The organism is Coleofasciculus sp. B1-GNL1-01 (assembly GCF_040220235.1).
GTDB lineage: Bacteria > Cyanobacteriota > Cyanobacteriia > Cyanobacteriales > Coleofasciculaceae > Coleofasciculus.
The window spans coordinates 1-12458 of sequence record NZ_JAVJTO010000126.1; the positions used below are offsets into that span (position 1 = coordinate 1).

Genomic DNA, 12458 nt, shown 5'->3' on the forward strand with positions numbered 1-12458 from the left:
AAAATTCGGCGCTGAGGTTGGCAAAAATTCCAGGATGCAAGAGAGTGGTAGTGTAAAAACCTTGCACTTGTTGGGTCAAAAAATGGCTTGAAACCCCTATCTAGTCTACCTTACACACTTATGCAGCAAGCCCTAAGTAGGGCGGCGGCTCGACTGAGCGCTCGCCGAACGTCTAAAAAATCGCGGAAAGCCGCACGGTGAGGCAGTGCAAGATTTTTTGGTTGGGGGAACTTCAGTCTAAAGACGAGTGCATCTCTAGTTTTAGTCCACTTGAGTGGACTTAAGCTATAAGCCAAGAACTTGAGTTCTTGGCGGGTGTCGAGGCTGACTGACAAAGGTATAAGTTATCAGTTTTAACTGTCTGTTTGAATTCGTAAGGTTAAACGCACCGTATCCATTAACCATTGAGGCACTCGCCAACTTAAAAGCGATCGCTTAATTACATCAATGACAACGGCTTCATTGAGGCTAGAGGCATCCTCGTCCCATAATACCCGCACCACACGCCCCTTACGCACTGGAAACTCAAAGACAAGTTCACCACAGTATCCCGATGGTAAAATCACCTGTTGCAGGTGTTGCGTGAGTAGGGTAGCACTTGACTTTTCTAATCCGGTAACGCTGAGAACTTGCAGGTTGGTAATGGTTTCATCCAGAACCGGGGGAGATGCGGTAGGAGTGATATCCACATCAGTACAGTTCAGGAGTGGCTGCTGGATGGAATCACCTACAACCGGAGGAGACGCCCCATTAGTCGTGAGTGAGGGTGACAAACCAGAATTGCCTCGCGATCGCCTGAATTTAAGTCCGAGGAAACGCATGGGAGATTGATCGAATATTCCTTCATACGATACCCCTTCTGGCACCTCAACGGGTACAGAGACACAAATTCCTTTCCCTTGCGGATCAGTTCGGATTTGTTCACTGACGGCAACAAACGCTGTATAGGGGGCTAAAATCTGATAGGTTAAAGCTGTTTCGATGATTGCTTCAACCTGTGCTTTCTTTTCACAATGCCACATTTGATGCATCAAATCTTTGATTCGCGCCCGCCCCCACAACTGCGCGATCGCACAATTACCCTCTGAATCAAATCTCAGGTGAAATTCCTGTTCATAACGCTTACCCCCGGTAACGGTTCCGGTAATTTTCAAGATACCCGTCTGTTCCGCATGAATCGGAGAAATGCGCCCAAATAAAACTAAGGGTTGTTGGGTAAACAAATCGGGGGGAGTTGTCGGATAAATCATCGCCTCTCCCATTCCTTGCCACTCTACATTAATAGTAGTTAGAACGGGGTTATTAATTTGGCGCAAGAATTCTTCGGTTACCTTCTGAGTTGATTCATCCTGACGTACAATTCGCGATGTTCCTCGCCCTAATTCTGCCATCCGATTTAAGAGAAATCGATTCGGTGAACTGCCAACCCCAAAACTATATAAACGATTTCCCGGTTTGAGATACTGTTTCACCTCTGCCAGAATTTCTGATTCATTGCCAATATAGCCGTCGGTGAGTAATACAATACTGCGTAAACGTCCTTCGGGTGCAGCGGGAAAATTTAAGACAGCGCGAATTCCATTGAGTAAATAAGTGCCGCCATTTGCCTTTAATTGATTGATGTAGGTGAGGGCTTTAATCCGATTTTGGGGTGTATTGGCTAAAGGTTTGGCAGACAATTGGGTCGTGATATCAGAAAAATCCAGAATCGTAAATGTATCCTGGGGATTCAATCCCTGGATAAATCGGCGCATTAATTCCTGAGATTTGCGGAAGGGATCACCTTTTTGAGATCCGGATGTATCGATGAGAAAAACGACATCTTTGGGAACAATTTCATGATCGAAATAATCCACCGCCGGAATCAAATAGAGGGCAAAATGACCGCCCCTTGTATCCGATTGCGTCAGTACCGTCGCCTGAGTGCGATCGCCTGAGACTTGATAGCGTAAAATTAGGTCTTTGTTGGGAATAGTATCTCCTTCCCCCAGGAGTACGCGCACCCATGTCTCCTCATGTTCCACTTTGATCGGGTGCGAGGGAGAATTAATGTTGGAAATGGGAACCCCGGCGTCAATTTCCACCATGATTTGAATATCATGTCCGGAACGGGTACTGGGTGGGATAATTGTAGGCATAATCCGTGACGCATCCGCCACGCGATCGCTATCCCCGGTTTCATCAATGGGAATCCCTGGACAAAATCGGGGTCCTACTACCATCGGGAAAACAAATTCGCACTCACCGCCACTAAATTTCAGCGTATCAGTATAGCGAATCGTGACATCAATCCGTTCTCCGGGTTTAATATTTGCCAAAGATTGGGTAAAAATATTATCCCGTTCTTGTTCTAATAATCCAGCCGTTCGTCCCTCTTGGCGGGCTTGTTCATAAATTAGCTGCGCTTCTTCCCGTTTTTTAATCCCCCCTTTAATTATGCGATCGCCCAGTTTTATTTCCATCTCATCCACAACTGCCGCATCTGGCAAAGGGAAGATATATATGGCTTCTAACGGTTCCATAAAGGAATTTTCAAAGGTTTGCGTTACCTCGACGCGGGATAAATTCCCCGCCACTTTAGCCAGCACTTGCGTATGCTTCAATGGGAAAACCAAAGCATGTTCCCCCGTTTTGGTGTATAGTCCACCAAGGGGTTTATGAGAGCGGAGCGTTGTATTCATAACCATGAGTAAATCCTTCACCAATGAGGGGTATCTGTAATTAATGCTACTGTTGAGTTTTGGCGTTTCAGGAGTAGTTGACCCCTTATGCTAGCGTTAGCAATTTTCGTACATCCAGGGAAAATTAATAAATATAAAGTAGTTTGACGCCTTCAATGGCGGGATAGGAGCCATTACAGCCGTTCTGAAGTTCCCCGTGTGTGGTATCTTGATTGTGGGAACCGCCTCGCAGCCGGACAAATTTTGCTGGGCAGTTCTTTGGAAACTGACTCGGAGTTCTATAATTTTGGGAGATGGGGATATGCTAGGTTGCCATCTCTGATCCTTCTGTGGAGTTGGGGTGAGGTAGGACTGGAAGGCATGGAAAAAGTCTATTGTTACCAGTCATCATCCTTATGTAATTAATAATATTAGTCCTGCTTATTGGAAAATAGTGACTCGCCAAGGAAGTTTGGTAACTGTTAAAAATGCAAAAGATTTTCATATTTCCGAATCTAGACAAAAAGCTTTTATTGATTTAATTAATGTCCTTGAGGATGATAAATAAGCTGTTCGGCATTTAAACTTTAATGTCAATAATGGCGAAAGCCTTGTACAGCACTTTCTAACACCGTGTAGTACAGCAATCATCAGATAGCTTTGCTCTACTCTTGTTTAGCTGTATCACATGGAGTCTGAAAACGTTATAGTGCGAGCATCTTGCTCGCTACTAATACCCAATTTAAATGCATGACAGCTTATTTAGAATATGAATAATGAATATTTATTTTTTAGTTGAATACAAAAACGCTGTATAGAGACTTGGTTATTAGGAAATAGAAAAATTTTTGATTCAAGACAACCACTAGAATCACCATTATCAGATTATGGAAACTATTATGATGTTTCTCAGTATGATCCTGAAAAAATGAGTAAGTATAATATGAGAAACCACGCTGATTTTCATTTGAAATATGTACAAAAAAATTTTGAGTCGAAAAACATATCTTATACTAAAAAGTTTCCCGGTGATGCCATGGAAGAATATTATTTAGAGCAATTACAGAAAAGAGTACAAGATGACTCGAAACACATCGAAACCTTTCAAAATTTATTGAGTTTTTGTGAAACTCTTAAAAAGAGTATGGCGACGAATAGTTATGCTCAAGAGCAAAGGTAACAAACCCGAACTGATTTTAGACCGCTCCAGCTTCAAAGTAATGAACAAAAGCGCCAGTTCCAGTTAACTTTCCACGTCTGTATCAATTTCCACGTCGAGGGTATCTTCATCAATCCGGACATACAAAATATTCGGTTGACAACAAACCTGACAATCCTCAACATACGATTGCTGAGAGCCTGCACTAATGTCAATAAAGGTGACGTTGGTTTCGCCACAGTAGGCGCAACTGTATTCTGCTGTATTTTCCATTATGACGACTGATAACGTATAGATCAGTTAGGGGTGAGATAGGGCGGGTTTTGTTGTTCGGTTATTGGTGAATATCGAAATTTAGTGGCTAAACCCGCCCCTACCATTTCTTAAACCCGCCCCTACCATTGATCTATGACTGATGATTGCGTTCCCAAAGTTGATGGAGAATTTGGACATGAACCTCGCGAGTAATCGGATAAAAATAGCTACAAACCAAACCGCAAATTAAGATCAACGTGGGTAAAGGACCAATAATCATCCGGATGGCGAACAACGCCGACTCCGGTTGCACCGGATTGGGTTCTCCCGCCACACTCGAAATAAACCCAGCCCAGTCGAGTATTTTTCCCACTAAAAAAAGTGCGATCGCAAACCCCATTTTCTGAAATAATACCATGAACCCATAGAAAATCCCCTCCCGTCGTTGTCCGCTGTTGAGTTCATCGAGATCCACAACATCGGGTAACATTGACCAGGGAATCAGATAAGCCGTAGCAATACCAAACCCTGCCAGTACAGCTAAACCATAGAGTAAACCAACTTGACCCGGTTGCAGGAAAAATAAGCCAGCTTCCGCCAAAATTAACAACGGCATTCCAATTAAATACACCGCTTTTTTCCCCAACCGCTTACTCACGAAACTCCAAATAAACATCATCATCAGCGCCGTTCCTTGCACCGCGATCGCGACTTGGGTAAAGTGGTGATCGGGTAATCCCATCCAGTTAATCACAAAGTAGGGCAAAATCGCGGCAGTAATCTGTACCCCTAACCACGAACAAAGATAAATACCCATGACATACAAGAAAGGGCGATTGGCAAAAATATAGCCAATTTGCGATCGCCAGGGTAACGATGGGCGTACCGACGCATTCACTGTTTCCGTTGCTTGCTGATTGAGGACAACCCGATGAGTTCCTAAAACACTGACGTAGGCAGATACAACAGCGCAAGTAGCACAGACAATTCCTAACACTAAATATTTTTGGCTAGGGTGTTCCACTACAGAAAAGATCACTTGAGCCAAAACTAATGCCAGAATCGCGCCACCGACAGAAAATGCTGATTTAAAACTAATCAAGCTAGTCCGTTCATGATAATCTTGAGTCAGTTCGGGAGCTAGAGCAGAGAAAGGCAGCAGCACTGATGTAAACGCGGCATAAAATAGAACCCCTAAAACACCGTAGTAACCGAATAAAGCCTGCTGATTCAACGTTACATCTTGACTAAACGTCGGCACAATCCACAGCAACATAAAAAAGAGTCCCAAAGGAACCGCCCCACAGACAATCCACGGATACCGCCGTCCCCAACGTGAACGGGTGTGATCACTAAGCCAGCCAATCAACGGATCATTAATCGCATCCCAGGCTTTGCTAATCAGCATCACAGTACCCGCTTTACTCGCACTAAGTCCAGCGATATTCGTGAGAAAAAATAAGAAGAAAAAGGATAAAATATTGCCAGGAATCGCGGCTGCTAGCTCACCCACTCCATAGGTGAACTTGGTGGTAAAACGCAGCGTTTTAGTTTCTGGCTGGGGTAAAGCAGATGAGGAAAACTGATCCATAGCGTCAACTTTAGAGTTTGTAGTAAGCGCTTTAGCGCTGATCTCTCATGGACTGACAACAAAGCCAAAGCCTTATTATTACTACCTTATACCGGGTAGACTACCTACTTTCCAAGTAGCGTATCACCCCGTCAGGTTTATGGCACTAAAGTGCCTACTACGAACGGTTTATGGCACTAAAGTGCTTACTACGAACGGAACGAACGCGATCGCCTGATCAATTACGTCTACGTCTGACAATTTTGCTTCCCCTGACATCCCAGAGGATAGGCTGAATTGTAGGTATGCGATCGCTTACCTCCCACACGCTGAAGACGCCAGTAAAGCTCAGTAGCCTTTGGAGACTGCCGTTGTGCCTAGCATAAGAATCCTCATAATAATGCCTCCGTCGCAGGAAACTCCGTGTATGCGAGACCGGAGAGGAATGCGCGGTAGCGGTTTTAAACTCCTAAGCTTTCCACAGGTTATACTGATTCTATTGTTGCTGCCGTAGTAATTTAACTCAGGACAGCATAACTGAGTCTTCTGTTGATGTTAAAACGAGAGTTAAAAAATACTAATCGTGAGGATTTATGACTATTTTAGATTCTAAAGGTCGTCTTTTTGGTAAAATCAGCATTCTTGATCTAGGGGCTGCCTTGGTCATTTTATTAGTGATTGTGGGAATCTTTTTCATTCCAGGTACAGGTTCCGTCGCCCAGATACCTGGAAGCAGCGCCGAAAAATCTGTTGAAGTTGATTTGATTGTTCGAGGGTTGAGCGTGCGTAAGCCAGAGGATTTGATGTCTCAATTTAGAGCAGAAAAGAAAACAAATATCGTTATTCGTAATCAACCCTCTGGTAAGGTAGACATCATATCGGTACAAGAATTGCCAAGACTGGTTATTGTACCTCAACCCGATGGCTCGGCTAAAGCGCTACCCGATCCCAGACCTGACACCTTTAGCACTGATATACTAATGACCCTCGGTGGTCAAGCCACTATTACCGATGATGGTCCGGTTCTGGGAAATAGCAAGCTTAAAATTGGAACGCCTGTGGAATTAGAGGGTAAGGATTACAATTTCAACGCTAGCGTGATTGATGTCAGGGTTGAGTAAACTACCTGCCGCTAAGTCGGAGTACCGACTCTAGCGGGGGCTTTTAAAGAAGCCCAGAGTTTACCAGGCTGAGTGTTAATTCACTACGTTACGAAAGTCAAGATACCTAAGAATGCGTAGCCAGTTTTTAGCTCTATCGTTTGCGATTAAACAGACATATCGGGTTGAAGTCAGTGTCGTAAACCCAAAAAGCTTTCGTAACATTGCCAAGGCTAACATTACCCGCAAGGAGACTCAAGCTTTGAGTAAAGTTTTCGTTTTAGACACCAACAAGCAACCTCTCAACCCCATCCATTCAGGTAGGGCAAGAATGCTGTTATCTCAAGGGAAAGCCGCTGTATTTCGGCGCTACCCTTTCACCGTGATACTGAACAAGGAGGTGGTCAACCCAAAAGTAGAATCGCTTCGAGTCAAAATCGACCCAGGCGCGAAAACTACAGGACTAGCATTAGTCAACGACAGTACTGGTGAGGTTGTTTGGGCTGCCCAGTTACAACACCGAGGGTTTCAAATTCGGGATGCTTTAACGTCACGCCGCCAGTTAAGACGCTCACGCCGTAACCGCAAAACTCGTTACCGCAAGTCACGTTTTCTGAACCGTACTCGCCCTGAAGGATGGTTGCCACCATCGTTAAACAGTCGAGTCGCCAACATCTTGACTTGGGTTAATCGCCTATCATCCATATCTCAAATTACTGCCATATCTCAAGAATTGGTCAGGTTTGACACTCAGCAGATGGAAGACGCTGAAATTAGCGGAATAGGCTATCAACAAGGCACACTATTCGGTTACGAAATCCGTGAGTTTTTGCTCGAAAAGTGGAACAGAACCTGTGCCTACTGTGGCGAAAAAGACACCCAACTTGAGATTGAGCATATAAATGCCCGCTCAAAAGGGGGTTCCAACCGAATCAGTAACTTGTGCCTAGCCTGTACCTCTTGTAATCAGAAAAAGGGCAACCAGGATATTAAGGATTTCCTCAAGGGTAAACCTGACCTGCTCAAATGCATCCTGTCTCAAGCTAAAAGACCTTTGGCTGACACAGCAGCAGTCAACGCAACCCGATGGAATCTGTACTATAACCTCAAAAAAACGGGTTTACCTGTCGAAGTTGGCACGGGTGGTCGCACCAAGTACAACCGAACCATCCGAGGTTTAGACAAAACTCATTACTGGGACGCGGCCTGTGTTGGAGCTTCAACCCCAGAGCAGTTAATCACATCAGAAGTTAAACCTCTATTGATTGCTGCTAAAGGTCACGGAACCCGTCAGCAGTGCCGTACTGACAAGTTCGGGTTTCCTAGTCGTTATTGCAAGAGAACAAAATTTCACAAAGGTTTTCAGACGGGTGACATCGTTAAAGCTGTTGTCACTTCTGGCAAAAAGATTGGAACTTACGTTGGGCGGGTAGCCACTCGTGCTACTGGAAGTTTCAATATTTCCACAACAGATGGACTGGTTCAAGGAATCAGTCATAAATACTGCTTGCCACTTCACAAAAAGGATGGGTATTCATACATACAGTGATTTGAAAAATTTAGGGGTATTGAACCCCATAAATTTTTCCTCGTTTCCTCCCGCCGCTAAAACTTTGGCGGTACTCGCTTCGCTTGTCCTAATCCGCCTCGTTTATAGCGGGGGTCTCCACGAGGAGGAAAGATGAAAGGGAACAGGGAATAGGGAGCATGTAGAGACGTAGCATGCTACGTCTGGGAGCTGGGGGAGATAATGAAATGACAAAAGACTAATGACAAAGGACTAATCTGCAATTCTGTCCTCAGACTTTAGCATTTTCAAATACTTTTGGATTAAACCAATTGTGACGGCTGGTAATTCGAGCTGAGGAGTCAATCCAACATCCTCAAGGGTTTGAAAGACTTGAACAGCTTTCGGATTGAGAGCCGCCAGTCGTTTGCCGATTTCTGGGCTGGTAAATTCCGATTTTTGTCCCCAGATAATTGCTGTGGGAGTGGTCAGTTGAGTAATGTACAGGGATAAGTCAAAGCACAAGTCTCCCCGTACAAACGACAGCGCTGCATATTCAGCATTGGGTTGTTGAGCTGAGGCTAAATAAGCATCCACAATTTCTGAGTAAATTCGGCTGGAACGAGCAAATTGCCGACTTTCCAAGAAACTGCGGATACCGCCTTCAGTGGCGACACCAGTGCTGTAGAGGATGCGATCCAGAATCGGTGTGCTGATTAACTGAGCAAAAAAGCTACGTGTGTAGTCTTCCCCGAAATCAGAGAGTCCTGATGGAGTGGTGAGAATCAAAGACTTATACAGTTCAGGACGTGCGATCGCGGCTCGGATTGTCAAAGCGGCGGTTAGAGACGAAGCAATCACTGGTGTTCCTTGAGGACAGGTTTGCTCTAGGAATTCATTAATCGTGGTGATGTAGTCATCAATCTGATAATTGCGTTCAGGATGCTCTGAACGACCCCAACCGATGAGGTCAGGGGCTAAAACTCGATACTCACTGGCAAATGCCGGATAGACCTTTGACCACTCATAGGCTGATGACCCGCCCCCAAAGCCATGCAAAAACACTAATGTTGGTCGTTCTTCTGGCTCAGGGGTTTCTGGGGTTTGCCACGGCATGTCGTCAGCCGTGTAGTATGTCATGCGTCCCAGTGAGGTCACTAAGGAGTGCTGTTTAAAACCGTTGGGTTCAATCATATCTCAACCTTATCGCTATTGCTATCATCCCTGATTCTAGGGTCGAGAGCCTCTGACTTTAAGTTGATTCCCTTAATCCGGAATCTTAGGTCAACGTGAGTCAATCTTTGAGAAAAGCGTTAAAATCATAAATTTTGAACTGAGGGAACTTTTCTCAATATTATTTCATCGGAGGATTTTATGTGAGTGGACGTTTACACACAAAAGGGTACAAACTCATATCAGTAATCATCTTAAAAACACTTGTAGTTTTGAGTGAGACGGTTCCAGGGAGCATCATTGCGGCTGAGTTTCCATTTGAGCATAACCCGCCTGTAAACGTGATTTGCCAGCAGAGCGGAGATATCTGGTGATTTTGAGAGCAGGAGATTTAAACGGTGCTTGAAACCTCAAACTTGACATTTTTTCTAGGCTTATAGAGTTATAAGCTTTCCGGTGTTCGATCTGATCAATTTATTTATTTGTTGTTTAAAATCTGTTATAACAATGCAATGCAATTTACAGTTACAGGAAATTATAGATGATAACTTCATCAAGTCGCAAGCGGCGATCGCTTCTCCTGCCTGGGATATAGCTGAATATGAGTCGAGTTTACTCGTGATAAGACCGAAGAGTGTCTGCCTTAATTTGGAAGCTTTAACCTGTTTTGAAGTGGTAGAGCATCAATTTCACCAGTTTGGAGTGACATTTAAGAACGCGATCGCTCTACAGCCATCAAACCCTGCCTATCCTCCCCGCTCTGGTACAATCGTACTCATGGCGGCACCTAAAAGCGGTTGGCTAGAAGCAACATTTTTGCAGCCGATTGCTCGGTTCTGCTGCTACGTCACCAGTTCCCAGCGAACGATCATGTCGGCTTACGACTCCCAGGGTATGCTTATTGATCAAGTGACGACTCAACCCAATTTAGCTGGATCAGATTCATCTACACCTCCCAATACCCAGCTACAGATTAATGCGCCGAATATCTCTCGCATTACATTCTATGCCTTTGACGGTCAACTGACCGTAGATGACTTAAGTTTTGAGTGTTGAGTTTTGACCCTTCACAACCTTTGAGGGCATGGCGCGTGAGTTTTGAGTGTGTAGGGGCGGGTTTCACTATTATCGTTTCTTGCCTCACCCGGATGTGACTAAACCCGCCCTGACTGAGTGTTGAGTGTTGACCCAACGCTAGGCTTAAAGGCATGATCTTGAGGTAGAGTTCGTCTATCTTCCCCAGCTTCCAGACGTGCCATGGCACGTCTCTACATTGCTTCCCCAGCTTCCCCACCCTTATGCAGTTTGCCCCACTCTATCCCCTTTTATACCCAATTCTGAAGATAACCTTTCCCGATTGCCTTTGGTCAGGTTCACCCCAGTCACGAACCATTGCCCTTACGTTTGATGATGGTCCTCACCCTCAGTACACCCCCCAACTTCTGCACGTTCTAGAACGCTACGATGTAAAAGCCAGCTTCTTCTGGTTAGGGACTTGTGTCAAATCGACACCAAACGTTGCCCGTGAGGTCTACGCCCAGGGTCATTGGATTGGATTGCACGGCTATCATCACCACTCTTTCCCCTTGCTGACACCAGATACGCTCAAGCAAAGTTTAGAAAAAACCCAAGCAACAATTACCCAAGCTTGTGGACTGAACTCCGATCGCCTGCGGGATGTTCGCCCCCCGAATGGTTTGTTTACTCCCCAGACTCTCAGATTATTACACCAATGGCATTACCGACCTGTGATGTGGAGTGTTGTACCAGAAGACTGGGTACGTCCTGGGACTTCAGTCGTGATCCGGCGAGTTCTACAGCAAGTACAGAATGGATCACTCTTGGTCTTGCATGATGGTTACTGTGGAGGAGAAGACGTGACACAAACGACAGCCAGCTTAATCCCAACTCTACTGGATCAAGGATATAATTTCGTGACTATTGATCAACTATGGCAACTCAAATGAGGCATTCTTGCTGTGAACTAAGTTGGCGTTAACGCTATCGGTAGAGTAGCATCAGCCGAAAACTGGGATTATTGCAACTATATATAGAGTTAAATGTTAGGGGAAAGAACCAGGGATATAGAGGCGCAGTGGCTGGTGATCTCCTGTTCGTCTAAACCCTGATTATTCTTTTTGACCTTGCCACCTTGATCTTGCCCTTCTGCCATCTGTCACCTGCCCCTTGCCTTGTCTCCATCTCCGACTGCCAGTTTACACAAGAGGACACAAGCGTTACGTATTGTAACCATCTCGGCGAATTTTATTCAGATTTTAAACACAACTACTCCTATTGTGTGCTAAAACAAATGTTTTACACACCATCGAGCCTTCGTGACTTATGCATTACCTCTACCCTCAAAAAATTTGTTGCATGTACGCTGAACTTCGCTAACGTAGTCAAAGAAGAAGAATCCTCTCACTACAGAACGTTTGTACTAAAATAGGGTGTTTCATGAACTCTAGAGAAACTAAGGCTCTTGAAGTGTCAGCTAACTTCATTAAAATGGCTGATCACATTTCAGCGATTTGTCCGGGACGAACCAGTCGAGTCCCAGAGTACATTAAAGAAGGATTGACATAACCGGGAGACATCAAGCAGACGGATTCAGTTTCGATGGCTTTCCCTAGCGTAACAGTAAAGCTTACGACTCTATTCGCGTACTTCCATCAAGTTAGACTTTAGTCCCTCAATTCATCTAGCCATGCAAATCGAGGAAAGACAATCTATAATGGTTTCATTCTTTAGGCAAATATTCATTTCGATTTCGCGCAAAAGCTCTTAACCGCTGAAGATTATCAGCCCATCTAAGTTGCCCAAAAGCGCGAACAAGTTTTTTGAATTAAAGCTAGAATCAAAAAGTCTCAACAGCCGCCAGGATGAAAAATTACTTTACCCGGCATTCATATCCCTATTGAGTTAAGAGGAATAAATTTCATCTGAGTTTCTCAGGCTCAACAATTCAATAACCGATTAGAATGCAAAAGTAAGATGAAATCACTGGCTAAACTTTTAAGTAGATTATTAGACA

Annotated in this window: 9 protein-coding genes and 1 pseudogene; 6 read left to right on the forward strand and 4 right to left on the reverse strand. The window is 44.6% G+C overall.

Features of this window, described 5'->3' with window-relative positions; all coding sequences use genetic code 11:
• Positions 1 to 353: 353 nt before the first annotated feature.
• The gene (locus tag RID53_RS30090) at positions 354 to 2681 is read right to left on the reverse strand and encodes a VIT domain-containing protein (protein ID WP_446391590.1); all 2328 of its coding nucleotides are present in this window, start codon (positions 2679 to 2681) and stop codon (positions 354 to 356) included.
• Between the two features lie 373 nt (positions 2682 to 3054).
• Here RID53_RS30090 and RID53_RS30095 point away from each other — a divergent pair.
• Positions 3055 to 3228: pseudogene (locus RID53_RS30095) on the forward strand (AAA family ATPase); the annotation flags it as partial.
• A 360-nt stretch (positions 3229 to 3588) separates the two neighbouring features.
• Positions 3589 to 3840 carry a hypothetical protein gene (locus RID53_RS30100; protein WP_446391591.1) on the forward strand — a complete coding sequence of 84 codons (252 nt, stop codon included), beginning with the start codon at positions 3589 to 3591 and terminating at the stop codon, positions 3838 to 3840.
• A gap of 63 nt (positions 3841 to 3903) precedes the next feature.
• Here the strand turns inward: RID53_RS30100 and RID53_RS30105 are convergent, their stop codons facing one another.
• Positions 3904 to 4092 carry a CPXCG motif-containing cysteine-rich protein gene (locus tag RID53_RS30105; RefSeq protein ID WP_446391592.1) on the reverse strand — a complete coding sequence of 63 codons (189 nt, stop codon included), beginning with the start codon at positions 4090 to 4092 and terminating at the stop codon, positions 3904 to 3906.
• 133 nt (positions 4093 to 4225) lie between these two features.
• Complete coding sequence (locus tag RID53_RS30110; RefSeq protein WP_446391593.1) at positions 4226 to 5665, reverse strand: MFS transporter; 1440 nt, start codon at positions 5663 to 5665, stop codon at positions 4226 to 4228.
• A gap of 572 nt (positions 5666 to 6237) precedes the next feature.
• Here RID53_RS30110 and RID53_RS30115 point away from each other — a divergent pair.
• Together RID53_RS30115 and iscB are read left to right on the forward strand one after the other, a co-directional pair.
• Positions 6238 to 6765 (forward strand): DUF4330 domain-containing protein, encoded by a 528-nt coding sequence (locus RID53_RS30115; RefSeq protein ID WP_446391594.1) that lies wholly within the window; start codon positions 6238 to 6240, stop codon positions 6763 to 6765.
• A gap of 241 nt (positions 6766 to 7006) precedes the next feature.
• Positions 7007 to 8293, forward strand: coding sequence for an RNA-guided endonuclease IscB (gene iscB, locus RID53_RS30120; RefSeq protein ID WP_446391614.1), 1287 nt, complete (start codon positions 7007 to 7009; stop codon positions 8291 to 8293).
• A gap of 231 nt (positions 8294 to 8524) precedes the next feature.
• On the opposite strand, the gene RID53_RS30125 is transcribed toward iscB, so the two are convergent.
• Positions 8525 to 9445, reverse strand: a complete 921-nt coding sequence (locus RID53_RS30125) for an alpha/beta fold hydrolase (protein ID WP_446352559.1) — start codon at positions 9443 to 9445, stop codon at positions 8525 to 8527.
• Positions 9446 to 9931: 486 nt separating this feature from the next.
• Here RID53_RS30125 and RID53_RS30130 point away from each other — a divergent pair, with 486 nt between their 5' ends.
• Positions 9932 to 10480: a hypothetical protein gene (locus RID53_RS30130; protein ID WP_446391595.1), complete on the forward strand. Its 549-nt coding sequence runs from the start codon at positions 9932 to 9934 to the stop codon at positions 10478 to 10480.
• A gap of 242 nt (positions 10481 to 10722) precedes the next feature.
• The gene (locus RID53_RS30135; RefSeq protein WP_446391596.1) at positions 10723 to 11391 is read left to right on the forward strand and encodes a polysaccharide deacetylase family protein; all 669 of its coding nucleotides are present in this window, start codon (positions 10723 to 10725) and stop codon (positions 11389 to 11391) included.
• The last annotated feature ends 1067 nt before the right edge of the window (positions 11392 to 12458 follow it).

What these genes read in the sequence shown, in the direction of transcription:
- RID53_RS30090 (WP_446391590.1), bottom strand. Translation starts at nt 2,681, where the DNA reads ATGAATACAACGCTCCGCTCTCATAAACCCCTTGGTGGACTATACACC.
- RID53_RS30100 (WP_446391591.1), top strand. Translation starts at nt 3,589, where the DNA reads ATGAGTAAGTATAATATGAGAAACCACGCTGATTTTCATTTGAAATAT.
- RID53_RS30105 (WP_446391592.1), bottom strand. Translation starts at nt 4,092, where the DNA reads ATGGAAAATACAGCAGAATACAGTTGCGCCTACTGTGGCGAAACCAAC.
- RID53_RS30110 (WP_446391593.1), bottom strand. Translation starts at nt 5,665, where the DNA reads ATGGATCAGTTTTCCTCATCTGCTTTACCCCAGCCAGAAACTAAAACG.
- RID53_RS30115 (WP_446391594.1), top strand. Translation starts at nt 6,238, where the DNA reads ATGACTATTTTAGATTCTAAAGGTCGTCTTTTTGGTAAAATCAGCATT.
- RID53_RS30125 (WP_446352559.1), bottom strand. Translation starts at nt 9,445, where the DNA reads ATGATTGAACCCAACGGTTTTAAACAGCACTCCTTAGTGACCTCACTG.
- RID53_RS30130 (WP_446391595.1), top strand. Translation starts at nt 9,932, where the DNA reads ATGCAATGCAATTTACAGTTACAGGAAATTATAGATGATAACTTCATC.
- RID53_RS30135 (WP_446391596.1), top strand. Translation starts at nt 10,723, where the DNA reads ATGCAGTTTGCCCCACTCTATCCCCTTTTATACCCAATTCTGAAGATA.